The organism is Pseudomonas sp. UYIF39, from assembly GCF_029963765.1.
Taxonomy (GTDB): domain Bacteria; phylum Pseudomonadota; class Gammaproteobacteria; order Pseudomonadales; family Pseudomonadaceae; genus Aquipseudomonas.
The window spans coordinates 268,945-295,093 of the sequence record NZ_JALBYU010000008.1 but is presented as its reverse complement, the minus strand read 5'-3'; the positions used below and the strand labels follow the sequence as shown (position 1 = coordinate 295,093).

The following is a 26,149-nucleotide window of genomic DNA, read 5'->3' as shown; positions in this document are numbered from 1 at the left end:
GTCAAGATTAAATTCCGAAACCCCTATCTGCGTATGCAGGTAGGGGTTTTGTTTTTTCCGCAGGAAAGTGGCTTGACGATAAGGGACAGCCCATCGACTATCCCTGGTTCCAGCAGCGTCGTTAGTGAAACTTCGGCAGAACGTATTCAGCGATTTCTTCAATAACCTCGGCAACCGGTCGTTCGCCACGACGCAGATGCAAGCCAACGTGCTGCACTCCGGCTTCACGCAAAGCCTGAAGTTCATCAATCAATGCCAGCCTCCCGCAGCTGCCGCCAAAACGTACACGTCGCATCGGCGCATGAGGATTAGCCGCCAGATCCAGGTGAACGAAGCTGATGTAGGGTTTATCGCCACCGACTTCCCGCCACAGTCCCACTCGGCGCCGATGCTCATCCGGAGTGCCGGGGTAGGCGAGCCAGCCGTCCATGTGTTGGCCGATCCACGCTGGGGATTGCTGACCAAGACCTGCAATCAACAATGGCACTGGTTGATCTCGCTCTGGTAACAGGCGAGCACCTTCCGGCAAGTGTCCTTCACCTTGGCTGCGCAACAACTCGACCGTATCGCGAAAGATCTCTCCCCGCTGATCGTAGTCCACACCAAATAACGGATACTCCATAGGTCGGTCACCACTGGCCACACCCAGTAGCAGACGTCCATCACTCAGTTCATCAACACTGTTGGCTGCCTTGAGCGTTAACCAAGGTTGACGTAGCGGTAATACAACCGCCGCTGTACCCAGCATGATGTTTTCGGTGATCCCTGCCAGGTAGCCAAGGTAGGAAAAGGTTTCGAACACCTGTGCCGCATCACCAAAATCGGGATCATAAACCGGTACATCGCGTACCCACAGAGCGCCGAAACCAGCCTTGTCGGCGAGGCGCGCCATAGCGGCATGCCGCTTCAGGTCTGGAACACCAAAAGGCCGCTCTTCGGCAATCCGCAGCCGCTGCCCATCGCTGGACCAATCGTTATCCAGCGGCAGTTCCAGCCCAATGGAAAATCCATTGGAGCCCAGTAAACGTTGAAATCGTGGATGCATGAAAGACTCCAAAAAAACAAACGGAATGACATGCACCCAGTATCTACACGCCCTCCTTCAAGAAAAATGCATAAATGGGAATATCAATCTTGAGCAAAACGCACGAGTCATAAAAAAACCGACCGTCATTTTGGCCGTCAAGGACAACCGTTAGAGGAAATCGCACCAAAGTGACCGTCCGGTTTTTGGTATGGTGCAGCTCGTTTTTTAACGGACTGATTTCAAGCCTTCGGATCGGCACCCCCTTTACAGTCAAAGAGCTGCTGCAGAAATGCCCCAACCGATACCGATCAAGGACCACGAAAAAGAGACGCGCCTGGTCAACAAAAGACTGATGGCTTGCGCCCTGTTCGTTGTTGCCATTACCTGCGCGCTGGTCGTGCGCATGTATGTCCTGCAGGTGGTCGAATTTGACTATCACTCGACGATCTCTGAAAACAACCGAGTCCACGTTCTGCCGATCACCCCCACGCGCGGATTGATCTACGACCGCAACGGCGTAGTTCTGGCTGACAACCGTCCCAGTTTCAACCTGAGCATCACCCGCGAACGCGCCTCTGATGTCAAAGCGGAACTGGATGAAGTAGTCACCCTCCTGCACTTGCCGACCGAAGACCGCTCGTTGTTTGACAAGGCAATGAAGCAGGCCCGGCATCCATTCGTGCCGGTCACCTTGTTCTACGAACTCAGCGAAGAACAGATCGCCGTGTTGGCGGTCAACCAGTTCCGTCTGCCGGGGATCGACGTAGAGCCACAATTCGTTCGCCACTACCCGATGGGCGCGCACTTTGCGCATTCAATCGGCTACGTCGGCCGCATCAACGAGAAAGAGTCCAAAGCCCTGGATACGGTGGAATACCGTGGCACTCAATCCATCGGCAAGACCGGCATTGAAAAATTCTACGAGTCGCAATTGCACGGCCAAGTGGGTTACGAAGAAGTCGAAACCAACGCTCAGGGCCGGGTCCTGCGAGTGCTCAAGCACACCGATCCGATCCCGGGCAAAAACATCGTACTGAGCCTCGACGTCAAACTTCAGGAAGCCGCCGAGGAGGCCTTGGGCGATCGTCGCGGTTCGGTGGTGGCGCTCGATCCGTCGACCGGCGAAGTGCTCGCGATGGTCAGCAAGCCAAGCTTCGACCCGAACCTGTTCGTCACCGGGATCAGCTTCAAGGAATACGCGGCGCTACACGACTCGATCGACCGACCGCTGTTCAACCGCGTACTGCGTGGCCTCTATGCACCGGGTTCGACCATCAAGCCGGAAGTGGCCATTGCCGGTCTGGACGCCGGCGTCGTTACCCCCCAGACCCGCGTCTTCGACCCCGGTTACTACCAACTCCCGGACTTCGATCACAAGTACCGCAACTGGAACCACAGCGGCGATGGCTGGGTGGACATGGACGCGGCGATCATGCGCTCCAACGACACCTACTTCTACGACCTGGCCCACAAGCTGGGCATCGATCGACTGCATGACTACATGGCCATGTTCGGCCTCGGCGAGAAAGTCTCGCTGGACATGTTCGAAGAGTCTGCCGGCCTGATGCCATCGCAAGCCTGGAAGCGCGCCACGCGCCGTCAGGCATGGTTCCCGGGTGAGACCGTGATCCTCGGCATCGGCCAGGGTTACATGCAGGTCACACCATTGCAGCTCGCCCAGGCCACTGCACTGATCGCCAACAAAGGTGTCTGGAATCGCCCGCACCTGGCCAGTACAGTGGACGGTGTTGCGCCAGTGGACGAGCATCCAATGCCAAACATCCTGTTGAAAGACCCGCGTGACTGGGAGCAGGTCAACCATGGCATGCAAATGGTCATGCACGACGCTCGCGGGATTGCGCGGGCGGCAGCGCAGGGCGCTCAGTACCGCATCGCCGGCAAGAGTGGTACCGCGCAAGTGGTGGCGATCAAGCAGGGCGAACGTTACAACCGGGCGAAAACCCTGGAGCGTAACCGCGACAACGCCTTGTTCGTCGGTTTCGCCCCGGCCGAACATCCGAAGATTGTCATCTCGGTGATGATCGAAAACGGCGAGGCTGGCGGTCGCGTCGCAGGTCCCGTGGTGCGGCAGATCATGGATGCCTGGCTACTCGATCAGGACGGTCACTTGAAGCCTCAATACGCCACGCCTAGCAAAGCACCGGGCGACCCTCACGTCTAAACGATCAAGACTTCACAGCACAGGCTCACGAATACTGAGCATGTGCTGGAAGCTTTCGAGGAACACGGTTTCGGCCTGACTCATCTTCTGCTCGCGATTCCACAGCAGTTGGATATCGAAATCCACCACCCCATCTTCCGGAGGCAAACGCCAGAGCAAACCTTGCTCGACATCCCTTCGTACAAGGTGCGTCGGCAGGCAGCCAATGCCGAACCCTGAACAGATCAAGCGATAAATCTCTTCGAAACTCGTCGATGAAGCGACGATCTTGCCAGTAAAGCCTTGCTGGTCGCGGAACAATGTCAGTGGCGAAAGATTGCCCCCGAGTTGATCGCTGGTGAAGCTGACAAAGTTCTCCGCCGCGAGCTGTTCCAGGGTCAGATTCTCTTGCCCGAACAGTCGATGACGCTGCCCACAAAAGTACGCATAAGTCTCACGAAACAGTACTCGCTGCTCCAGTCGCGGCTGCGGTAAACGGCACAGGCCGACGCCAATGGTCGCGGTCTTTTGCAGCAGCGAACTGATGATGTTCGAGCTACCCATCACCTCGACTTCAAACTCGATTTTCGGGTGGGTTTCGTGGAAATCGGCGAGGAAGTCGTCGTAATGCCGTGCCTGCACGCCGCTGACGGTAAGGATGCGGATCTTGCCGACCACGTCGTCGTTACGACTCTCCACCACCGTGCCCAGTCGTGAAATATCACCGTAGATGTCCGCCGCAATGCGCAGGACTTCCTCCCCGGTTTCCGTCAGATCAAACCGTCGCCCACTGCGGGCAATCAACACACATTCCAATTGTTCCTCCAGCCGTTTAAGCGCCTGGCTGACGGCTGACTGCGTGATGTGCAATCGCGCGGCGGCCCGGCTCATGCTGCCTTCCTGGCCGATCACCAAATAGGTGCGTAACAGGTTCCAGTCGAGGCGGTCGTTCAGAAAGCGGCGACCGACCCAGGGGTTAGAAGTGGAGGGCATAAAAAATCCAGTAGTAGCAGGGCTAATAGTAAAGATAAGAATATGAAAATTGACTAATCCTGGCACGGAAGCGATAAAGCTAACAAGCGCCACAGAGCGCAACCCGTAAACAGCCTTCAGTACCTGCCCAAAACTATAAATACACAGGGTCCTTGCATGCACACTACCCCTCAACCGCGTCGAGCGGCGGCGGCAGCCTTCATTGGCACGACCATCGAGTTCTACGACTTCTACATCTATGCCACGGCGGCAGCGCTGGTGCTCGGGCAAGTGTTCTTTCCCAGCCAGGACCCGGTGATGAGCACCCTGGCAGCGTTCGGCAGTTTCGCCGTCGGCTTCATCGCTCGCCCAATGGCCGGCATGGTGTTTGGTCACTTGGGTGATCGCCTCGGTCGCAAGAAAATGCTGCTGGTGACCATGGCCCTGATGGGGTTGGCGACCGCCGGCATCGGTCTGTTGCCCAGCTATGCCAGTGTCGGCATCTGGGCACCGGTCGGTCTGATTGTGCTGCGTTTGATCCAGGGCATTTCAGTCGGTGGCGAGTGGGGCGGGGCGGTGCTGATGGCCAGCGAGCATGCACCGGCCAAGCGCAAGACTTTCTATGCATCGTTCGCGCAACTCGGCAGCCCGGCCGGATTGCTGCTGGCGTTGATTGCCTTTCGTCTGGTGACGTCCCTTGAGCCAGAGGACTTCCTCGCCTGGGGTTGGCGTCTGCCGTTTCTCGCCAGCGGTGTGCTGATGATGGTCGGCCTGATGATCCGTTCCGGCGTCCACGAGTCGCCGGAGTTCGCCAAGGCCCGGGACAACAACGAGACTTCCAAGTACCCGGTGAAGGACGTGATCCGTACCTGCTGGCGGCAGATCCTGTTTGCCGCCGCTGCGGTGACCATCGGTTCGGCCGGGTTCTTCTTTACCAATACCTTCATGATCACCTACGTCACCCAGTATCAGGGCATCGCGCGCTCGACGATTCTCGATTGCCTGTTCCTGGTGACCGTCATTCAGTTGCTCTCGCAACCGCTCTCCGCGTTGCTGGCCGAGCGCATCGGCGAAGGCCGCTTCCTCAAACTCGTCGCGCTGCTGTGCATGGTCACGCCGTACCCGATGTTCATGCTGGTGGGCACACAGAACATTGTGTTGATGACCATCGGTATTGCTCTGGCGGTGGTGATTCTCTCAGCGCTGTACGCGGTGATCGCCGGTTACATGACCCAGGCGTTCCCGGTGCACCTGCGCTACTCGGGCATTTCTATCGCCTACCAACTCAGCTGCGCGCTCGCCGGCGGCACCACGCCGCTGATCGGCACGCTGCTGGCGAGCAAGTTTTCCGGACAATGGTTGCCGTTGGCGGTGTACTTCACCTTGCTCTCGGCCCTGTCCTTGATCGGTGTTTGCGGCCTGGCCCGCCTGCGCGCCAACCCGGTCGTCACCCACGCTGCTAAAGAGGTGTATTCGTGAGTAAACCTGAACACATCAGCCCGGTTGAATGGCAAGCCCGTTGCGAACTGGCTGCGCTGTATCGCCTGGTCGCGCACTTTCGCATGACCGATCTGATCGACACCCACATCACCCTGCGTATTCCGGGGCCTGAGCACCACTTCCTGATCAACCGCTATGGGGTGATTTTCGACCGCATGCGCGCTTCGGACCTGGTGCGTATCGATCAGGACGGGCGAGTCGTCGATCCTGCGTATGAAGGTCATCGGGTCAACGCCGCCGGCTTCGTCATTCACTCGGCGATCCATATGGCCCGCCCGGATCTCAACTGCGTGATTCACACCCACACGGCCGCAGGCATGGCGGTCGCCGCGCAGAAGCAAGGTTTGCTGCCGATCAGTCAGCACGCGCTGAAGTTCTACGGCAAATTGGCGTATCACACCTATGAAGGCATTGCGCTGTCGCTGGATGAGCGCGAGCGTTTGATTGCAGACTTGGGGCCGCACCGGGCAATGATCTTGCGCAATCATGGACTGTTGGTCGGTGGTTCCGGCGTGGCCCAGGCGTTCCAGGAGATTCACTTCCTGGAGCGTGCCTGTCAGGCGCAAGTTGCAGCGTTGTCCGGTGGTTCGGCGTTGCATTACCCGTCCCCGGAAGTCTGTGCACACACCGCCGAACAGTTTGACCGCGATGAGCAGGACAACATCATCGACCTGGCCTGGGAGGCCGCCCTGACCCTGATCGAATCCCAGCGCGAGTCCTACTTATCGTGAAAACCGTCACCAACACCGTGGTTCTGCTGTCCCGCGACACCTTGCTGCTCAAGCAATTGCAGGCCGCGTTTGCCCGTAGTGCGCCGCAGCTCACAACCGTGCTGGCGGATGATCCGCTGGCCAGGAATGCGCAGATTGCCGCGTGCTGGTTTCCCTTGCCGAGCAGCCTCGCCGCATTGCCGAACCTGCAAGTCATTCACTCGGTGGCCGCCGGCATCGATCACCTCGATCACGACCCGTCGTGCCCGGACCTGCCGATCTGCCGAGTGGTCGATCCCGGTCACCGCCAAGGCATGACCGAGTACGTGCGCTGGGCGGCGATTCACTATCACCGCGGCTTCGATCAGGTGCTGTTGCAGCAACAGGACCAGCGTTGGGAGCGGCCGCTGCAACGCGCGGCGGGGCAGTTCAAGGTCGGTGTGATGGGGCTTGGGTCGTTGGGCAGCGCCATTGCCCAGGACCTGGCCGCCGCCGGTTACGACGTCCGTGGCTGGGCGCGCCGCAGTAAGGACTTGCCGGGCGTACAGACATTCGCCGGTGCGGAAAAACTGAACTCGTTTCTCGATGGATTGGAGTTGCTGGTCAACCTGTTACCGCTGACCAGCGAAACCCGCGGCATCCTCGGCAGCGCAACGTTTGAGCGGCTCGCCAATGGCGCCGCGCTGGTCAATTGTGGTCGCGGAGGTCATCTGAATATCGACGACCTCGAACAGGCCCTGGCCCGAGGAAAACTACGCGGCGCGTTGCTGGATGTTTTCGAACAAGAACCGCTGCCGGTCGATCACCGTCTCTGGACAATGCCCGGCGTCACCATCACCCCGCACATGGCGTCCGCGGCCTCCCACGACTGTATCGCCGAACAAGTAGCAGAGAACTTTCGCCATTTAAATGCCGGTGAACCGTTATTGAATTGTGCGGACAGAACACTCGGTTATTAATAAGAAAGCGCCTTGCGATTTCGCCCATTAAGTTGGGCCATCTATAACAACAATCCCTCCCCTCAAACGTTTTACTGCCAGTTAAAACAATTAAATACGAGTTCTTGATGAACTCCTGGAGACAGTAATGAGCGATCTATCGCCTGTAGAAAAGTCCGGCGCACCTCCGGAAGTTGCAATCAGCATGAAGAAAGTGGCCGTGGCCAGTGTGATTGGCACCACCGTGGAATGGTACGACTTGTTTGTTTTCGCCACGGCTTCGGCGCTGGTGTTCAACAAAGTGTTCTTTCCGGATTTCGATCCGTTGATCGGTACATTACTGGCGTTCGGTACGTTTGCTTCGGCCTACCTGGCCCGGATTGTCGGTGCGGCCCTGTTCGGTCATTTCGGCGACCGTTTGGGACGCAAGTCGATGTTGTTGGTTTCGCTGTTGACCATGGGTGCCGCTACTTTCGCCATCGGGTTATTGCCCAATTACGCGGCCATTGGTATCTGGGCGCCGATTCTGTTGTTGCTGCTGAGGGTGATTCAAGGCCTGGCGTTGGGTGGCGAGTGGGGCGGTGCGGTGCTGATGGCGGTGGAACACGCTCCCGCCAACAAACGCGGCCTGTACGGTTCCTGGGTACAGATCGGCGTTCCGGCCGGGACCATGATTGCCAACCTGGCCTTCCTGCTGATTGCCGCGTGGCTGTCCCCTGAAGACTTGTTGGCCTGGGGCTGGCGTATTCCGTTCCTGGCCAGCGTGCTGCTGATCGCCGTGGGCTTGTACATCCGTTTGAACATCGCTGAAACCCCGGCCTTCAACAAGGTCAAGGAAGCCGAGGTGCAGGTGAAAATGCCGCTGGCGGAAGTGTTTCGCAAGTACTGGAAACAAGTCGTGCTGGGCGGGATCGCCACCATGTCGACCGGGGCGTCGTTCAACATCATCGTTGCCTTCGGCCTGACGTACGGTACGCAGAATCTGGGGTTCAGCCGCAGCGTGATGCTCGGCGTGGTGTTGCTGTCCTGCGCCTGGTGCATCGTGATGTTGCCGGTGTTCGGCGCGCTGTCGGACCGCTACGGACGCAAGCCGATCATCGTCGCCGGCATCGTGGCCGAAGCGTTGGTGGCGTTCCCGTTGTTCTGGTTGATGGACACCAAAGAGTTGCCCTGTGTGATCTTCGGCTACCTGCTGTTGATGACTGCCTTCGCGGCCAATTACGGGCCGATCGCGACCTTCCTCGCCGAACTGTTCGGCACTCGGGTGCGCTATTCCGGGTTGTCGATCAGCTACATGTTGTCCGGCCTGCTCGGCAGTGCGGCGACGCCCATCGTCACCACCGCATTGCTGGCAGCGACCGGCAAAGGCTCTTCGGTGGCCTGGTACATGATCGGCGCGGCGTTGATTTCGTTGGTGGCGCTGTTGTTGCTGACCGAGACCTTCAAGCGAGACATCAGTGATGTCCCTGCGGCAGTGCCGGCCAACGAGCCAGCCCTCGGCAAACCTGTCAAATCGGCCGCAGCCTGATTCATGGAGCTCAACAACATGCGCAGAATCCAGTCAGCCCCAGGCTTCATTGGCCCGGTCGGCCCTTACTCCCAAGCGGTGGTCAGCGGCCACCTCGTGTTCACCGCCGGACAGATTCCGGCCCAGAGCGGGCTCGATGACCAACCCGCCCATTTCACCGAGCAAGTGCGACAAACCTTGCGCAACCTGGAGGCGATCCTGATTGAAGCCGGGTCCGACTTCAGCCATGTGATCAAGGTCAACGCGTACCTCACCGATCCCGCACAACTGGAGCCGTTCAACGCGGTGTATCGCGAGTTCCTCGGCCATGCGCCGCCGGCACGCACCACGGTGTGTGTAGCACTGTGGGGCGTGTCGCTGGAAATCGACTGTGTCGCCGAGTTGATTGCCAAGGAGCCGCAACATGGATGAATCGCAGCTGATCGAGCAGCTTAACGCGGTGAGTTTTCCGACCCTCGGGCATTTTCTGGAGGAGGGCTTTGCCGATTCGCAACTGCGAGCCATGGTGCCCAATGTGAAACTGGTCGGCCGCGCGCTGACCCTGAAACTGGTGGGCGCCGATGCCATCGCGGTCAACCAGGCCCTGGCGCTCATCCAGCCCGGCGATGTGCTGGTGATCGACACCGACGGTGACTGGCAACACGCACCCGTCGGCGCCGTCACCAGTTGCGCGGCACGTTGCGCGGGGGCGGTGGGCATTGTGGTGGACGGCGCAGTGACCGACTTGCTCGAACTGCGCGAGACCGGCCTACCGGTCTTCGCCCGCGGCACCAGCCTGCTGACCACCAAGTTGCATGGCCGTGGCGACAGCCAGATCAATCAGCCGATTCACTGTGCCGGCGTCACGGTGCATCCCGGGGATTGGGTGCTGGCGGACGACAACGGCGTGCTGTTCCTCGATCCGGCCACCGCGCAAAACGTCATCGAGCGCGCGCTGGCATCGGACCGGGCAGAACCGCAACTGCTGACCCGATTAATGGCGGGCGAACCGGTGTCCAGTGTTTTGAATATCAAACTCTCTTAATGACCGGCAGCCAGTTCAAAAGCTGGCTGCTCAGGAACTTCAAAATCAATGAACAAACAACCGTTGGCACTTATTGCGATCGGCAGTGCGCTATTCAGTCCGTTAAGCATGGCGGACTTTATTAAAGACAGTAAAGCGACCCTCGGGATGCGTAACTATTACTTCAATAACGATAATCGCGACGGCACCGCGAACCCTTCCAGAACCGAAGAGTGGGCACAGGGTTTCATGCTCAACTATCAGTCCGGATTCACCGAAGGCACCGTCGGCTTTGGTGTCGATGCGTTAGGCCTGCTGGGTATTCGCCTGGACAGCGGTGACGGTCGTCATGTCGGCAGTTCGATGATCCCCAACGATGGCAACGGTGCCGCCGAGCAATGGTCGCGTTTCGGCGCAACGGCGAAAATGCGCTTTGCCCAGACTGAAATGCGTTACGGCACCCTGACGCCGAAGTTGCCGATTCTGCAGGCCAATGACGGACGGCTGCTGCCGCAAACGTTCGAGGGTGGGCAGATCGTCTCCAATGACTTGGAGCACCTGACCCTGACTGGCGGTCATCTCGAACACGCCACGGGTCGCGGTTCCAGCGACAGCACCGGTCTGGCCGTGGCCGGCGGCACTCGGGAAAGCAATGCGTTCAATTTTGCCGGTGCCGATTACAAAGTCACCGACGCACTTCTGGCGCAGTACTACTACGCCAATCTCGAAGACTATTACCAACAGTATTTCGCCGGTCTGGTTCACAACCTGACACTGGGGGATTTCGGTGCGCTGAAAACCGATCTGCGCTACTTCAAGACCTCCGCCGACGGTGTCAATGACTCGGCCACCGGGCGGGCCAGCGGCTACCGCACCAGTGGCTATACGCAGAACGGCGACGGCAAGATCGACAACAACACCTGGAGCCTGGCGTTCACCTGGAGCGTCGGCGCTCACGCGTTGATGGCCGGTTATCAGCAGGTGTCCAGTGACAGCGGATTCGTGCAGCTCAACCAGGGTGGTTTGCCGGACAAAGGCGCTGGCGGCGCAAGCGTCTACCTGCTGACCGACCGTTACATCCAGAACTTCGCCCGCGCCGGTGAACGTACCGGTTTCGCCCAGTACAGCTACGATTTTGCTGCCCTTGGTGTGCCGGGGCTCAAGGCTTCGGCGATGTACCTCTCAGGCAGCGGCATTAAAACGGTGGCCGGACCTGAGCAAGAGGAATGGGAGCGTGACCTGAGCCTCGACTACGTGATCCAGAGCGGACCGTTGAAAAACGTTGCACTGGGTTGGCGCAATGGTGTGACGCGCAGTGAAGCATCGCGCGATGCGGACCAGAACCGCTTGGTGGTCAGCTACAGCCTGCCGTTGTTCTGATCGGGTAACTCAGTCCAGCAAGCACTGTTGCAGGCTCTCGAGAAAAATCGTCTCGGCCCGGCTCATGCGCTGCTCGCGGTTCCACAGCAAATGAATGTCTACATCGGCAATCCCTTCGTGGGGCGGCAGGCGCCAGAGCAATCCGGCGTCGACGTCTGCCGCCACCACGTGCTCGGGCAAACAGCCGATCCCGTACCCGGCGATCACCAGTCGCCGGACTTCTTCCAGGCTCGGTGACGAGGCGACAATCCGTCCGCTGAAGCCTTGCTGATCACGAAAAATCGTCAGCGGCGAGAGCATGCCGCCAATCTGGTCACTGGTGAAACTGACGAAATTCTCCCGCTGCAAATCCCCTTCGGCAACGTTCTGTTGGCTGAACAGTGCATGGTGCTTGCCGCAGAAAAACGCATAGCGCTGACGCAGGAACAGCCGTTGTTCGAGGCGCGGTTGCGGGCGGCGATTGAGGCTCAGGCCGAGGGTCGCGGTTTTTTCCTGGAGGGCGCTGACAATGTCGAAACTACGCATCACGTCGACTTCCAGATCCACTCGCGGATGCTGGCGATGAAAGTCCGCGAGGAAGTCATCGAAGCGCTCCGAAAAGATCCGGCTGATGATCAGCAAGCGAACCTTGCCGATCACTTCGTCGGCCGGTTGCTCCAGCACGCTGCTGACCTGGGACATCTGTCCGTAGATTTCCCCGGCCAGTTCGAAGATCTGCTCGCCGACTTCGGTCAGGGCAAACCGTGGCCCGCGACGGGCGATCAATTGTCGGCCCAATTGCTCCTCCAGACGTTTGAGGGCCTGGCTCACGGCCGGTTGTGTCAGGTGCAGGCGGGCGGCGGCGCGGCTGATGCTCAGCTCCTGGCCGATCACCCGGAAGGTGCGCAGCAGGTTCCAGTCCAGACGGTCATTGAGCAGGCGTTGTACATCGCGTTCGGCCATGGTGGCTCTCGATTATAAGCTGGCGTAATAGTACGCATAATAAATAGAAAATTGACTAATCATAGCCCCGAGACGATAAATCATCTCCAGACAGGCGCCGTCAGAGCGCCTTGATTTTGCAGTTTCACTCCTGCCAAAAAAATAACCAAAGGAGACCGACCCATGAAGCCCCAAGCTTCTCCTCAGCCTCGCCGTGCTGCGGCTGCCGCATTCATCGGCACCATGATCGAGTGGTACGACTTTTACATCTACGCGACCGCCGCCGCGCTGGTGTTCGGCGCGCTGTTCTTCCCCTCCGACGACAAACTGTTCAGCACCATGGCCGCCTTCGGCACCTTCGCCGTGGGCTTCTTTGCGCGGCCGTTGGGCGGGATTATCTTCGGCCATATCGGCGACCGCATCGGCCGCAAGAAGTCGCTGATCGTCACTTTGCTGATGATGGGCGTGGTCACGGTCTGCATCGGCTTGCTGCCAACCTATGCACAAATCGGCGCAGCGGCGCCGGTGCTGCTGATTCTACTGCGCATCGTCCAGGGCATCGCCGTCGGTGGCGAGTGGGGCGGGGCGGTGTTGATGGCCGGCGAGCACGCGCCGAAAGGTCGACGCAATTTCTTCGCCTCCTTTGCGCAGCTGGGCAGCCCGGCCGGTTTGATCCTGTCACTGCTGGCCTTCAGCGCAGTCACCCGTCTGTCGGAAGAAGACCTGATGAGCTGGGGCTGGCGTCTGCCGTTCCTCGCCAGTTCGTTGTTGCTGCTGGTGGGCCTGGCGATTCGCCTGGGCGTGAATGAGTCGCCGGAGTTCCTCGCCAGCCGCGAACTGGCGCGCAAAAGCACACGCAAGGAGCAGGCACCGGTCATGGAAGTGCTGCGCACCGCGTGGCGTCCGTTGCTGCTGTGCATCGGCGCCAACACCCTCGGGATCGCCGGGGTGTATTTCACCAACACCTTCATGATCGCCTACACCACCCAGCAACTCGAACTGCCGCGCTCGCTGATTCTTGAGTGCCTGTTTGTGGTGGCGATCATTCAGTTCTGCATTCAACCGCTGGCGGCGTGGGTCGCCGAGAAAATGGGCGCCACCCGATTCCTGTGCCTGATGTCGTTGCTAGCCATCGCCTCGCCGTACCCGATGTTCGTGCTGGTCAGCTCGGCCCAGGCGCCGCTGATCATCCTCGGCATCGCCTTGGCGGTGGTGTGCATGGCGTCGTTCTACGCGGTGATCGCCGGTTACGTCAGCGGCATGTTCGAGACCCGTGTGCGCTACACCGCGATCTCGTTGGCCTATCAGATTTGCGGCGCGGTGGCCGGTGGCCTTACGCCGCTGATCGGCACCTTGCTGGCGCATAAATTCGCCGGCCAATGGTGGCCGCTGGCGGTGTTCTACAGCCTGATTGCCGCGACTTCGTTGATTTGTGTGTTGTCCCTTGCCCGTCGCCATGCCAGCGCTGAACGCCTCGAAATGGCCAACGCTTGATTAACGTTTTCCCAGGAGTAACTCATGTTGAAAATTAATGGTGAACGCCTCTGGGCGAGTCTGATGGCCATGGCCGAAATCGGCGCCACCGCCCGTGGCGGCAGCTGCCGCCTGGCCCTGAGCGATGAAGACAAGGCCGGTCGCGAACTGTTTTTCCACTGGTGCCGCGAAGCCGGCATGACCCTGAGCGTGGACGCCATCGGCAACCTGTTCGCCCGCCGAGCCGGCACCGACCCCGATGCGGCGCCCGTGATGATGGGCAGCCACCTCGACACCCAACCTGAAGGCGGGCGTTTCGATGGCGTCTATGGCGTACTCGCCGGCCTGGAAGTGGTGCGTTGCCTGAATGACCTCGGCATCCAGACCCGCAAGCCGCTGGAAGTGGCGGTCTGGACCAACGAAGAAGGCGCACGCTTCACCCCGGCGATGTTCGGCTCGGCGGTGTTCACCGGGATCATGCAACTGGACACAGCGCTAGCGGTGCGTGACATCGACGGCATCAGCGTTGCCGACGCGTTGCAACGCACCGGTTACGCCGGCGAGCGTCCATTGGGCGGCGCAGTGGATGCGTACTTTGAAGCGCACATTGAGCAAGGGCCGATCCTCGAAGACAACGCCAAAAGCATCGGTGTGGTCAGCGGCGGGCAGGCGATTCGCTGGCTCGACGTGCGGGTCGAAGGCATGGCCGCCCACGCCGGCACCACGCCGATGCCGCTGCGCAAAGACGCCTTGTATGGCGTGGCGCGGATGATCCAGGCCATCGAAGGCCTGGCCGGCGATTTCGCCCCTGAAGGCCTGACCACCGTGGGCGAGTTGAGCATCAACAAGTCCTCGCGCAACACCATTCCGGGGCTGGTGAATTTCACCGTCGACCTGCGTCATCACCGCGACGAAGCGATTGAGGCCATGGAGCAGCAAGTCCGCGCGCGGCTTCAGGCGATTGCCGATGGCCGTGGCTTGAACCTGACGATTACGCCTCACTGGATCAGCCCGGCAACACCGTTCGATGCCGATTGCGTGGCGGCCGTGCAGCAGGCAGTGGACGCGCTGGGCTACGCTCAGCAATCGATTGTCAGCGGCGCCGGGCATGATGCAATTCATCTGGCGCGGTACTGCCCGACGGCGATGGTGTTCATTCCGTGCGTTGGCGGTTTGAGCCATAACGAAGCCGAGGATGTGCTGCCCGAAGATGTGCGTCAGGGCACTGATGTGTTGCTCAATGCTGTGCTGTCCCGCGCCGGCGTCATCCTTTAATAGCAGGGCTAGGAACACAAAACTTATGGCGAGGGGATTTAGCGAAACGTCGCACCGCCCCGTTGGGCTGCGCAGCAGCCCCAAAACCTGACCCCGCATTTCTTCCTGCATAACGCATCAACTGATTTTGCGACTGCTTCGCAGCCGAACGGGGATAAATCCCCTCGCCACAACTGACAGGTATTCATCCCATGCGCAGTTTTTTCCACCCCGAACAATTGCTTCACCATCCACGCAGCTACTACTCCCGTGGACAGATGCGCACACCGCAGGAAGTGCCGGAGCGGGCTCAGCGGTTGGTCCAGGCGTCGCACTCGCTGGGCTTTACAGTCGAGCAACCGGTCGATGCCGGGCTCGATCCGCTGCTGGCGGTCCACGGCGCGCCGTACCTGACGTTTTTGCAGGAAGCCCATCAACGCTGGAAAGAGATCCCCGAAGATTGGGGCGACGAGGTGATGTCGAACATCTTCGTGCGCGAGCCCAACGCCCTGCGCGGGATTCTCGCCCAGGCCGCCCGCTATCTGGCGGATGGCAGTTGCCCGGTGGGTGAGCAGACCTGGCGTTCGGCCTATTGGTCGGCGCAAAGCGCCATTGCCGGCGCTCAGGCGTTGCTCGATGGCGAGCCGGCGGCTTATGCCGTGTGTCGTCCACCGGGCCACCATGCCCGTGCAGAAGCGGCAGGTGGTTTCTGTTATGTGAACAACGCAGCGGTGGCAGCACAGGTGTTACGCGCCGGGTTCGAAAAGGTCGCGGTGCTCGACACCGACATGCACCACGGTCAGGGGATTCAGGAGATTTTCTACGACCGCGATGACGTGCTCTACGTCTCGGTGCATGGCGATCCGACCAACTTCTATCCGGGGGTTGCCGGGTTCGCTGATGAGCGGGGTGTCGGGAAGGGCGAGGGGTTCAACCTCAACTTGCCGATGACGCATGGCGCCAGCGAGGCGGACTTCCTGGGTCAATTGGACGTGGCGTTGGCGGCGGTGAAAGACTTCGGCGCCCAGGTGCTGGTGTTGTCCCTGGGGTTCGATATTTTCGAGCAGGATCCGCAGAGCAAAGTGGCGGTGACCCGTGAAGGTTTCGCGCTGTTGGGCGAACGGATTCGCAGCCTTGGGGTGCCGTGTTTGATCGTGCAGGAAGGCGGGTATCACCTGGAGAGTCTTGATGACAATGCCCGGGCGTTTTTTGTGAATGCCGAGGTGTGGAACATCTGACCATGGCGAGGGGGCTTAACCAGCGACCGCATGTCTTCAGAAGCACTACGTTCGTCGGTTTACGACTGCTGCGCAGCCGAACGGGGGCAAGCCCCCTCGCCACAGGACTTGCCATCGCCCTGACGTTAACGTAAAGATTGCGGCAGGGCGCTGAACTTGAATAAGCGCAAAGCGGACCGATCCGGAGCGCTTGATGACGCTAATAAAAACAACTCCTCCCAAACTGCACCGCGAGGCCCGGCTGGCCCGGGAAAAACTCCATCTCGAGGGCGAAGTCCCGGATGGCGTGTTGCGGGCGGAAATCGATGCGTCGTGGCGGCGTAGCCTGAGCCATGGCGTGCATTTCAATGCCAAGCACGAGCTGGCGCTGGAATCGAGCGCGAGCCTCGACGTGCTGTTGGCGAGCAATCGGCTGCTGATCGACGCGGCATTGCCGGCCATCGATTACCTGGCCGAACGTCAGGGCAAGGAAGGGCTGATCATCCTTGCCAATTCCGACGCCACTATCCTCGCTGCCGAAGGTCGCGCCGACCGCTTCAGGGGCAGCGGCCTGCAAGACATCACCCTCGGCGCCTGCTGGAGCGAAGCCGCTCGCGGCACCAACGCATTGGGCACCGCACTGGTGGAAGCCCGGCCAACGATGATCGATTGCGGCGAACATTACCTCGATCGCCTGACCGATTTCTCCTGCACCTCGGTGCCGATCCATTGCCCCCAAGGCGACATTCTCGGCGTACTCGACCTGACCCGCGAAGGCCCGCTCGGTCGTGCCCACGACAGCACCGCGTTGCTGGCCATGGCCGTCAGTCAGATCGAAAGCCGGGTGTTCAACGCCAGTTATCCGGACGAGATCGTCCTGGCCTTCCATAGCCGTCGGCAATACCTCGAATCCCCTTGGCATGGCCTGTTGGCGGTGAGCCTTGGCGGGCAGATTCTCGCGGTCAGTGCCCAGGCCTGTCAGTTGTTGCATGCCGAGCGCTCGGCGCTGGTCGGTCGACGCTGTGAAGAGTTTCTGGGCGTCGACGGCCTGCAACTGCTGTCGCGTCTGCATCAGGGCGGTGTCGGCAGTTTGCAAACCGCCAAAGGCGAGTTCTTCTACAAAACCCTGCGTGCGCCGCAGCGTTCAATCAATCTCAGCACGCCGCCGCGCAGCACAGCGAAAACCACCAAAGCACAACCGGATCTCGAATCCCTGGCCGGCAGCAATGTCCGTTATGCCCGCGCCTTGCGCATGGCCCGTCAAGGCCTGGCCAATGAGTTGCCGGTGTTGCTGCTGGGTGAAACCGGCACCGGTAAGGAAGTCATCGCCCGCGCCCTGCACATGGCCGGCACCCGCTGCGACAAACCCTTCGTCGCGGTGAACTGCGCGGCGATCCCCGAAGGCCTGATCGAGTCGGAATTGTTCGGCTACCGCGAAGGCGCGTTCACGGGCTCGCGTCGCGGCGGCATGATCGGTCGGCTGCAACAGGCCCATGGCGGCACCTTGTTTCTCGACGAAATCGGCGACATGCCGCTGGCCTTGCAGGCCCGTCTGTTGCGGGTGTTGCAGGACCGTAAAGTGGCACCGCTGGGCGCCGGCGAAGAGCAAGACATCGATGTCGCACTGATCTGCGCCACCCACCGCGATCTCAAGCGACTGGTCGAAGAAAAACACTTCCGGGAGGATCTGTTTTATCGGGTCAACGGCATCAGCGTGATCCTCCCGGCTCTGCGCGAGCGTGAGGACTTTAGCGGTCTGGTCGCTCGCCTGCTGACCAACCTGGATGCACCGGCGATGGTCCTGCATGACGATTTGAACCGCTTGCTCAGCGGCTATCACTGGCCGGGCAACATTCGCCAACTGGAAATGGTCCTGCGCACCGCGTTGGCCATGCGCGAGCCAGGGGACACCGTACTCACCCTCGACCACTTGCCCGACAGCATGCTCGACGAGTTGAGCGCCAGCGAACGCCCTCAGGCCGGCAGCATTCGCGAAAACGAACTGGAGCTGATTCGCCAGTCCCTGGACACTCACCAGGGCAACGTCTCGGCCGCCGCCGACGCCTTGGGCATCAGCCGCGCGACCTTGTATCGCAAGCTCAAACAGTTGCGCTCGTGATGCAGCGCTTGATCGTTCGGCTGATTGACAGCCAAAACCCCGAAGCCCTGCAAGCGGCCTTGCGCTGGCTCTACAGCTTCGTGCGGCCCCATCGTCTGGCGATTGCCGGCCTGCTCGGGTTATCGGTCTGCGCCTCGTTGCTGGTGTTGGTCCAGCCTTGGCTGACCAAACTGCTGATCGACGATGGTTTGCTCGCACGCAACTTTCCGATGCTGGTGCTGATCGCCGGGTTGATGATCTTGGCCGGGCTGCTCGGAACGGGGCTGTCGGGGATCAATCGTTATCTGCACACGCGACTGTCCGGGCGGATTCTGTTCGCCCTGCGCGATGACCTTTATCGACATCTGCAAACGCTCTCGCCGAGTTTCTACGGACAGCGCCGCATCGGTGACCTGATGTCACGTCTCGATGGCGACGTCGCAGAGATCCAGCGCTTTGCCGTGGACTCCTTGTTCTCGGCGGTGTCGAGCGTGATCGGTCTGGTCTGCGCGGTGGCGATGCTGCTGACCCTGTCGTGGAAACTCTCGTTGCTGGCGCTGGTGCTGATTCCCCTCGATGTGCTCTGGCTGCGCTGGATGCGGCGCAAAGTCGAGCGCGATGTGCGGCAATTGCGTGAGCGTTCGGCGGACATGTCCTCGTTCATGGTCGAGACCTTGCCGGTGATGAAATTCATCCAGTCTGCCGGCCAGCAGCAACGTGAATCGCGGCGTCTGGAGACGCTGGGTCAAGGCTACATGAGCCAGTTGCTGCGCTTGCAAGTCACCGAGTTTTTCACCCAGGCGGTACCGGGCACACTGACGTCTCTGTCCCGTGCCTGCGCGTTCCTGATCGGCGGATATTGGGTGGTGCAGGGGACTTGGCAACTGGGCGCGCTGATCGCGTTTTCCACCTATCTGGGCATGGCCGTCGGACCGGTGCAGAGCCTGCTGGGTCTTTATGTCGCGATTCAGCGAATGACCGTCAGCCTCGGGCGCGTGATGGAATTGCGCGGCGAAGAACCCACCGTTCTCACGCCGGTCACGCCGCAGCCGATGCCGACCTCTGGCGAGCTGCGTTTCGACAACGTGCACTTCAGCCATCCCGGTCGCCCGACCACCCTGCGCGGCATCGAAGCGCGAATTCCCTACGGTTTGAAAGTCGCCCTGAGCGGCGGGTCCGGGGTCGGCAAATCGACCCTGATCGACCTGCTGCAACGGCACCACGATCCGCAGTCCGGCCGGGTGTTGCTGGGAGAGGTCGATCTGCGCGAACTGGACCTGTTCCAGCTGCGTCGGCGGATTGCCGTGGTCAGTCAGGACATTGTGCTGTTTCGCGGCAGCCTCGCCGACAACCTCGCCTACGCGGTGCCGAACGCCAGCCGTGAAGCGATTGCCGAAGTGGCGCGGCTGGCGCAACTCGATAGCCTGATCGAGTCTTTGCCCGAAGGCCTCGACAGCCCGTTGGGCGAGCGCGGTCAGCAGTTGTCCGGCGGGCAGAAACAGCGCATCGCCATCGCCCGGGCGCTGTTGCAGGACCCATTGATTCTGGTGCTGGACGAAGCGACTTCGGCGGTGGATGAAGCCACCGAGCGCGAAGTCATCGAAGCCATCGATCGACTGTTTGCCGGACGCACGCGGATCCTCATCAGCCACCGTCCTTCTACCTTGGCCGATGCCGATTTGCGCTTTGAATTGCTCGATGGCGTGCTTACTTCAAAAACGGTGCTGCATGAAGCCTGAGCTTCGGATTGGCGTGGTGGACAGCGGTCACTCGGCGGCGCAGCGGGTGCAAGTAGTCGCCGGGCGGCGCTTCTCGTTGCTGGAGGATGGCCTGGCCGAAGGCGACTTGCGCGGCGATCCGCTGGGCCACGGCAGCGCGGTGGTCGAGGCCATCGGTCGGCGGGCGCCTTCGGCGGTATTTTGCGTGGCTCAGGTGTTCGATCAGCGTGGCGTCACCAGCGCGTTGCAGATCGCCACGGCAATTGATTGGCTGGTGGCGCAGGACGTTCGGCTGATCAATTTGAGCCTCGGTCTGCGTCAGGATCGCAGCCTGTTGCGTGAAGCCTGTGCCGCGGCGATAGCGCGAGGTGTTTTGCTCTGTGCGTCCAGCCCGGCGCAGGGCGAGGGCGTGTTTCCGGCGAATTATCCACAGGTGCTGCGAGTCACCGGCGATGCTCGTTGTGCCGAACAGGAATGGTCGTGGCTCAACAGCGCTCAAGCGGATTTCGCCGCGTGTGTGCATGGCACCTATCCGGGGCAGTCTGGCGCCAGTCTCGGCTGTGCGGCGTTGAGCGGGCACATCGCAGGTTTCCTGGTTGCTCATCCTGAGGCGAGCAACGAACTGATCATCGAATGGCTGCGGGAGAATGCCCGTTATCGCGGCCCTGAACGGCGCTTCGGACCATGATTTTGATTCTTGGCGCAGGGCCAGCGGGAGCGGCGGTTGCCTTGGGTTTGCGTCGGCTCGGTTATCCCGTGACGCTGGTCAGCGAATGGCGGCGGTTTGCGGCGCTGGAAGGCGTTTCCATTCGGGTGCTGGAGGCCTTGCGTGGCGCGGGGCTTCATCAGGCGCTGGCGGATGCGGCGCTGCCGTCTCAACGGCAGGTGTCATGGAACGGTCAGCAGCATGTGCAGAACATCGAATTTTTACTGGATCGCCCGAGCTTTGATCGTGGTTTGCGCGAGGATCTGCGGCTGGCTGGCGTTGAGCTAATCGAAGGCCGAGTGCTGACGGTGCAGACATCGGCTTCGGGGCATCGGATCGAGGTCGAAGGGCGCGAGGCGCTGCTGGCGGATTTTCTGGTTGAGGCGCGGGGGCGTCAGGCTCCTGCGCTCGGCAAAGGTCTGCGCGGGCCGGAGACGGTCAGCCTGCTCAATCGCTGGCAAGGCACGCCGGGCAGCACCGCCAGTGCGGTGGAAAGTCTTGAGGACGGCTGGGCCTGGATGGCCCGGCGAGCCGACGGTCAGTGTTACTGGCAATGGACCGTGGACGTGGCCAGTGCTGAATTGCCGGGCAAGGCGCAGTTGCTCGATTACTGTCGTCAACGGCGCCAAGGCTCGGCGTTGGCGCGTGCGTTTTTCGGTGTCGAGCCTGAGATCGATCTACAGCTGCATGCTCGCAGCAGCACGGCGATTCTATGCCCGCAGGTGTGTGGCAATAACTGGATTCGGGTAGGCGATGCGGCGATGGCGGTGGATCCGCTGTCGGGCAACGGGATTTTTCAGTCCTTGTCCTCGGCGTTACAGGCGCCGACGGTGATCAACACGTTGTTGCGCAAACCCGAGCGAGCGGCGCTGGCTCAGCGCTTTCATCAGCAACGGGTGGAGCAGTTATTTTTGCGTTTTGCGCGGATCGGGCGGGATTTTTATGCCGATGAGCAGCGTTGGTTGCAGCAGCCATTCTGGCTGGCGCGGCGGCAGTGGCCGGATGCTGAAGTGGCGCATGCCGAGGCGGACTTTTCTTCGTTGAGGATTGAGCGCGCGCCGGTGTTGCGCGATGGATTTGTGGATGAGGCCGAGGTGGTGATCACGGCGGATCAGCCGTTGGGGATCTGGCATGTGCAAGGGGTTGAGCTGGCGCCGCTGGTGCGGCGGTTGCGGACCGAACCGGCCGATCAGGCGTTGTCCGGGTTGACGGTGGAGCAGGGGCGGGTGGTTCGGGGTTGGTTGTTGGCTCAGGGGTTCAAACCCTGAGGTTCATGTTGTCTGGGCTGGCCCTATCGCGAGCAAGCTCGCTCCCACAGGGAATTGTTGGTGTGACATCGATAGTGTTCACACCACAAATCTACTGTGGGAGCGAGCTTGCTCGCGATGGCGGCCTAAAGAGCGCCGGTGATTACAACTTGATCAACACCGACTTCAACTCGGTGTAATGCTCAATCACCGCATACCCCATCTCCCGTCCAACCCCGGACATTTTGTATCCACCAAACGGCAATGCCGGGTCCAGCGCGCTGTGGCAGTTGACCCACACCGATCCTGACTTGATCCGTGGAATAATCCGGTGCACCGCCGCCAGATCATTCGACCAGATACTCGCCCCCAGTCCATACGGACTGTCATTGGCCATGCGCAATGCATCGGCCTCATCATCAAACGGAATCGCCACCAGCACCGGCCCGAAGATCTCTTCCTGCACCAGCGAGTGCTTCTGATCGACATCCACAATCACCGTCGGTTTGACGAAAAAACCGGGCCCAAATTGTTCGCCACCACAGGCGATCGTCGCGCCACTTTCACGGCCCTTTTCGATGTAACCGTAAACCCGTTCCTGTTGGCGTGCGGAGATCAGCGGACCCATGTCGACATTCGGGTCCATGCCGTTGCCGAGCTTCATGGCATTGGCGATGTCGGCGATGTCCGCCACCACATTGTCGAAATGCTTACGCTGCACATACAGCCTGGAACCTGCGCAGCACACTTGGCCCTGATTAAAGAAAATCGCGCTGGCGGCGCCGGCTGCGGCGGTCTTCATGTCGGCGTCGGCCATGACGATGGTTGGCGATTTGCCGCCCAGTTCCAGGGTCACCCGGGTCATGGAATCCATGGCGATTTTGCCGATCTGCTTGCCCACTGCGGTGGAGCCGGTGAAGGTCAGCTTGTCCACCAGCGGATTGTGGGTCAGGGCGGAACCTGCGGTGATGCCGGTGCCCGTGACCACGTTGAACACGCCTTCGGGGTAACCGGCTTCCAGCACCAGTTCGGCAAGTTTCAGCGCGGTCAGCGGGGTTTCGTCGGCGGGTTTGAGCACCACGGTGCAACCGGTGGCCAGGGCCGGGCCGAGTTTCCAGCAGGCCAGCAGCAGCGGGAAGTTCCAGGCGACGATGGCGCCGACCACGCCCACTGCTTCGCGGCGGATGAAACTGTGGAATTGATCGTTGGGCATCAACGGCAACGATACTTCAACGCTGGAGCCTTCGATTTTGGTCGCCCAACCGGCCATGTAGCGCAGGAAGTCGATGGACAGTTGCACGTCCATCACTTGGGCCACCGCCGCGCTTTTGCCGTTGTTCAGGCATTCCAGTTGCGCCAGCAGTTCGGCGTCGCGCTCCATCAGGTCGGCGAGTTTCCACAGCAGGTTCTGCCGCTCCCGAGGCCGGGTGCGGGTCCAGGCGGAATCATCGTAGGCCTGACGGGCGGCGAGCACGGCGCGGTCGACATCCTCAGGTGTGGCCCGTGGCACGACGCACAGCACTTCGCCGGTGGCCGGGTTGTGCAGGGGCATGGTCTGGCCGTCGGCGGCCTCGACCCAGTCGCCGCCGATGAGCATGCGCGGGGCGCGCTGGATGAACGCCGAGGTGGCGGGAAGCAGATAAGGGAGCGACATGGCGAGGCCTCTTGTTGTTCGTGAGAACAGGGCTTTCGCAATGGCTGTGCCAAGTGCCCGAAATGGCAGGGCGGCCCTTGGACGGCGGGGTTTTGGGTCACTCAAGGGAATCGCGGATGCTGTGAGCATTGTTGCAAATTGCGACAACTATGAGACGACGAGCAACCGGGTTGCAACCTTGAGGCACCCACTATTGAGGACTAGACTTTTTAGGATAGTTGGGTGAAATGACGGACCGTTCATCTGGCAATACAAATGGCGTGAGGGAGGTAACGATGTTCCTTTCAACCCTGGAAATTCAAAACATCATTGAACACAGTTTTCTGCCGTCCGTTTGCACCTGCACCATGGCGGCGGACCAGTACCTGACGATTCGGGTCTGCGACTGCATGACCGGCAAAGTGGATATAGTGGCCACCCACGTTCCCCTGTGGACGCTGGACAGTCCCCATGCGATTGCATCGCTGGTGGCGGACATGCAGCAAGAGATCAACGTACACAAAAGCGTTCCCCCCACTTTTGACATCTGAACCGGTTTCCCGCCGCACCGTGGAAAACGGTGCGGCTCGCGCCGATTATTCAGGCTGCAAACTTCCGGTCAATTTCCATCACCCTGCAGAAAGTCCCCCGCCAGGACAGTGATGCTTGCCATTTTTTTATCCCCTGGTGGCAATCGGTGATCAACCATTTCGCGCTTGCAGGGGATTGGCGTCAATCGTCGGCCGATGAGCTGTTCCGGTCAGGCCATCTATGCTTGTCTCAGACTGCAACACGTGTCGCGATATTAGACGCAGGCGATCTCGTTCAGCGATGGCGCAAAGCGGTCATCTTCGCGCAACTCCTTGATTAAAAAGGTAATCGGTAAGCTGGCACGCTCCGTGTATTGCTCATTGCAGACGTTTCTCTTGCCTCCGTCAGCGGTGCGCCGCCGACGGCAGAAACCATAAAAACGATAAGCCACAAAAATAAGAAAGCACCGTGCGAGGTTCGACGTTGATGAAGAGAAAACTCCGATCAGGCCTGAGTGTCAGTCTGCTGGCCGTGGCCGCTTGTGTGGCGCTGCATTCGCCTTACAGCCTGGCAGCCCGCGACGCTCAGACCATCCTCAAGGAAACCTGTCAGGGCTGTCATACCCCCGAAGCCGATAACGCCCTGAGCCGCATCAGCCACCAGCGTAAAACCCCGGAAGGCTGGCTTATGAGCATCGCCCGCATGCAAACCATGCACGGTTTGCAGATCAGCGATGACGACCGCCGAACCCTGGTCAAATACCTGGCCGACACTCAAGGCCTGGCACCAAGCGAGACCGACGGCGTGCGTTATGCGCTGGAGCGTCGACTCAATACCGTCGAGAAATTCGACGACCAGACCAGCCAGATGTGCGGCCGCTGCCACTCCGGTGCGCGGGTCGCCCTGCAACGGCGTCCGGCCCAGGAATGGGAGCGACTGGTGAACTTCCACCTCGGCCAATGGCCGTCGCTGGAGTACCAGGCGCTGGCCCGTGACCGCGACTGGTTCGACCTTGCACGCAAAGACATGGTGCCGCTGCTGGCCAAGCGTTACCCCCTGGACAACCCGGCCTGGAAAAAATGGCTGAGCACCGCGCCGAAAGCCGAAGCGCTGGTGGGCGACTGGAGCTTCAGCGGCCAATTGCCCGGTAAAGGCGAACTGGCCGGGGTGATGAGCGTCAGCGCCGATGGCAGCGACACGTTCAAGGTCAGCGTCAAAGGCCAATACGCCGATGGCAGCCCGTTCAACGGCGACGGCAGCGCGATCCTCTACACCGGCTACGAATGGCGCGGCAACGTGACCATCGACGGCGTGACCATGCGCCAGGTGTTCGCCGCCCAAGGCAACGCGATGCAGGGCCGGATGTTCGAGGCCGAGCACGATGAACGGGGTCTGGACTTCGTCGCCGCCAAGCAGGGCAGTAGTCGATTGCTGGCGGTGCAACCGGGTTACCTGAAGGCTGGCGCCGAAACGGAAGTCACGCTTGTCGGCAGCGGCCTCACCGGTAAACCAAACTTCGGCAAAGGCGTGGAAGTGGTCGAAGTCATCGAGCAGAGCCCGGAGCGCATCAAGGTCAAACTCAAGGCCGCGGCGAATGCCCAACCGGGTCTTCGCAACGTCACCGTCGGCACGCTGAAAGGCCCGACCCTGTCGGTCTACAGCAAAATCGCCGAAGTCAAAGTCGTGCCCGAGTTCTCGGTGGCGCGGATCGGTGAGGGCGGTGGTTCGACACCGAAAGTCCAGGGCCGTTTTGATGCCGAAGCCTGGGGCAAGGGCGCTGACGGCAAGCCGTATCGCATCGGCGTATTCCCGGCGCAGTGGAAGGTCGAGGCCTTCGACGATCGCGCCAAGGAAGACGAGGACGTCAAGTTCGCCGGCACAATGCAGGCTGACAGCGGCGTGTTCACACCAGGCGATGCAGGGCCGAACCCGCAACGCAAAATGTCCACCAACAATGCCGGCAACCTCAAGGTGATTGCCGCCGTCGACGACGCAGGAAAATCCCTGACCGGCGAAGGCCACATGATCGTCACCGTGCAACGCTGGAACAATCCACCCATTCCGTGATGTTGGCTGATCGTTAACGTTTTCAGACACTTTTTCGGAATGACCGTGAGCCCCGTAAAACGGGG

21 protein-coding genes are annotated in these 26,149 nt (G+C 60.5%); 17 read left to right on the top strand and 4 right to left on the bottom strand.

All coding sequences use genetic code 11. From position 1 onward, the window contains the following. Positions 1–121: 121 nt before the first annotated feature. Positions 122–1,045 carry a TIGR03571 family LLM class oxidoreductase gene (locus MO767_RS14080; protein ID WP_349016920.1) on the bottom strand — a complete coding sequence of 308 codons (924 nt, stop codon included), beginning with the start codon at positions 1,043–1,045 and terminating at the stop codon, positions 122–124. A 271-nt stretch (positions 1,046–1,316) separates the two neighbouring features. On the opposite strand from MO767_RS14080, the gene mrdA reads away from it, so the two are divergent. Next, a complete protein-coding gene (gene mrdA / locus MO767_RS14075; RefSeq protein WP_282480983.1) occupies positions 1,317–3,209 on the top strand; it encodes a penicillin-binding protein 2 in 1,893 nt (630 codons plus the stop codon). A gap of 12 nt (positions 3,210–3,221) precedes the next feature. On the opposite strand, the gene MO767_RS14070 is transcribed toward mrdA, so the two are convergent. After that, positions 3,222–4,181, bottom strand: coding sequence for a LysR family transcriptional regulator (locus MO767_RS14070; RefSeq protein WP_046055134.1), 960 nt, complete (start codon positions 4,179–4,181; stop codon positions 3,222–3,224). A 156-nt stretch (positions 4,182–4,337) separates the two neighbouring features. Between MO767_RS14070 and MO767_RS14065 the strand changes: the two genes are divergently transcribed. From MO767_RS14065 to MO767_RS14035, 7 genes are all read left to right on the top strand, one after another. Beyond that, a complete protein-coding gene (locus MO767_RS14065; protein WP_282480982.1) occupies positions 4,338–5,639 on the top strand; it encodes an MFS transporter in 1,302 nt (433 codons plus the stop codon). Beyond that, positions 5,636–6,391 carry a class II aldolase/adducin family protein gene (locus MO767_RS14060; RefSeq protein ID WP_282480981.1) on the top strand — a complete coding sequence of 252 codons (756 nt, stop codon included), beginning with the start codon at positions 5,636–5,638 and terminating at the stop codon, positions 6,389–6,391. The genes MO767_RS14065 and MO767_RS14060 overlap by 4 nt, the downstream gene beginning before the upstream one ends. Beyond that, complete coding sequence (locus tag MO767_RS14055) at positions 6,388–7,329, top strand: glyoxylate/hydroxypyruvate reductase A (protein WP_282480980.1); 942 nt, start codon at positions 6,388–6,390, stop codon at positions 7,327–7,329. The genes MO767_RS14060 and MO767_RS14055 overlap by 4 nt, the downstream gene beginning before the upstream one ends. Positions 7,330–7,456: 127 nt before the next feature. Continuing rightward, positions 7,457–8,836, top strand: coding sequence for an MFS transporter (locus tag MO767_RS14050; protein WP_282480979.1), 1,380 nt, complete (start codon positions 7,457–7,459; stop codon positions 8,834–8,836). Positions 8,837–8,854: 18 nt separating this feature from the next. Beyond that, a complete protein-coding gene (locus MO767_RS14045; RefSeq protein ID WP_059407032.1) occupies positions 8,855–9,247 on the top strand; it encodes a RidA family protein in 393 nt (130 codons plus the stop codon). Continuing rightward, complete coding sequence (locus MO767_RS14040; RefSeq protein WP_282480978.1) at positions 9,240–9,860, top strand: RraA family protein; 621 nt, start codon at positions 9,240–9,242, stop codon at positions 9,858–9,860. Before MO767_RS14045 ends, MO767_RS14040 begins: the two co-directional genes overlap by 8 nt. Before the next feature lie 48 nt (positions 9,861–9,908). Then, positions 9,909–11,219 (top strand): OprD family porin, encoded by a 1,311-nt coding sequence (locus MO767_RS14035; protein ID WP_282480977.1) that lies wholly within the window; start codon positions 9,909–9,911, stop codon positions 11,217–11,219. A gap of 9 nt (positions 11,220–11,228) precedes the next feature. Here the strand turns inward: MO767_RS14035 and MO767_RS14030 are convergent, their stop codons facing one another. Further along, positions 11,229–12,161 (bottom strand): LysR family transcriptional regulator, encoded by a 933-nt coding sequence (locus MO767_RS14030; RefSeq protein WP_282480976.1) that lies wholly within the window; start codon positions 12,159–12,161, stop codon positions 11,229–11,231. Between the two features lie 162 nt (positions 12,162–12,323). Here MO767_RS14030 and MO767_RS14025 point away from each other — a divergent pair, with 162 nt between their 5' ends. The 7 genes from MO767_RS14025 (at position 12,324) to MO767_RS13995 (ending at position 21,874) form a co-directional block, all read left to right on the top strand. Beyond that, positions 12,324–13,634: an MFS transporter gene (locus tag MO767_RS14025; protein WP_282480975.1), complete on the top strand. Its 1,311-nt coding sequence runs from the start codon at positions 12,324–12,326 to the stop codon at positions 13,632–13,634. Between the two features lie 24 nt (positions 13,635–13,658). Continuing rightward, a complete protein-coding gene (locus MO767_RS14020; RefSeq protein WP_282480974.1) occupies positions 13,659–14,888 on the top strand; it encodes a Zn-dependent hydrolase in 1,230 nt (409 codons plus the stop codon). Positions 14,889–15,079: 191 nt separating this feature from the next. Continuing rightward, positions 15,080–16,105 carry a histone deacetylase family protein gene (locus MO767_RS14015; RefSeq protein WP_282480973.1) on the top strand — a complete coding sequence of 342 codons (1,026 nt, stop codon included), beginning with the start codon at positions 15,080–15,082 and terminating at the stop codon, positions 16,103–16,105. Between the two features lie 193 nt (positions 16,106–16,298). Then, positions 16,299–18,203 carry a sigma-54-dependent Fis family transcriptional regulator gene (locus MO767_RS14010; RefSeq protein ID WP_282480972.1) on the top strand — a complete coding sequence of 635 codons (1,905 nt, stop codon included), beginning with the start codon at positions 16,299–16,301 and terminating at the stop codon, positions 18,201–18,203. After that, entirely contained in the window at positions 18,203–19,921 is a 1,719-nt protein-coding gene (locus MO767_RS14005; protein ID WP_282480971.1) for an ABC transporter ATP-binding protein, read from the top strand. The genes MO767_RS14010 and MO767_RS14005 overlap by 1 nt, the downstream gene beginning before the upstream one ends. Further along, entirely contained in the window at positions 19,911–20,588 is a 678-nt protein-coding gene (locus tag MO767_RS14000; protein ID WP_282480970.1) for a S8 family serine peptidase, read from the top strand. Before MO767_RS14005 ends, MO767_RS14000 begins: the two co-directional genes overlap by 11 nt. Continuing rightward, complete coding sequence (locus MO767_RS13995; RefSeq protein WP_282480969.1) at positions 20,585–21,874, top strand: tryptophan 7-halogenase; 1,290 nt, start codon at positions 20,585–20,587, stop codon at positions 21,872–21,874. The genes MO767_RS14000 and MO767_RS13995 overlap by 4 nt, the downstream gene beginning before the upstream one ends. A 142-nt stretch (positions 21,875–22,016) precedes the next feature. Here the strand turns inward: MO767_RS13995 and MO767_RS13990 are convergent, their stop codons facing one another. Further along, positions 22,017–23,507 (bottom strand): aldehyde dehydrogenase family protein, encoded by a 1,491-nt coding sequence (locus MO767_RS13990; RefSeq protein WP_282480968.1) that lies wholly within the window; start codon positions 23,505–23,507, stop codon positions 22,017–22,019. A gap of 275 nt (positions 23,508–23,782) precedes the next feature. Here MO767_RS13990 and MO767_RS13985 point away from each other — a divergent pair, with 275 nt between their 5' ends. Both MO767_RS13985 and peaA read left to right on the top strand, forming a co-directional pair. Continuing rightward, a complete protein-coding gene (locus tag MO767_RS13985) occupies positions 23,783–24,037 on the top strand; it encodes a DUF1652 domain-containing protein (protein ID WP_282480967.1) in 255 nt (84 codons plus the stop codon). 466 nt (positions 24,038–24,503) lie between these two features. Then, the gene (peaA, locus tag MO767_RS13980) at positions 24,504–26,084 is read left to right on the top strand and encodes a quinohemoprotein amine dehydrogenase subunit alpha (protein WP_282480966.1); all 1,581 of its coding nucleotides are present in this window, start codon (positions 24,504–24,506) and stop codon (positions 26,082–26,084) included. Positions 26,085–26,149 lie beyond the last annotated feature (65 nt).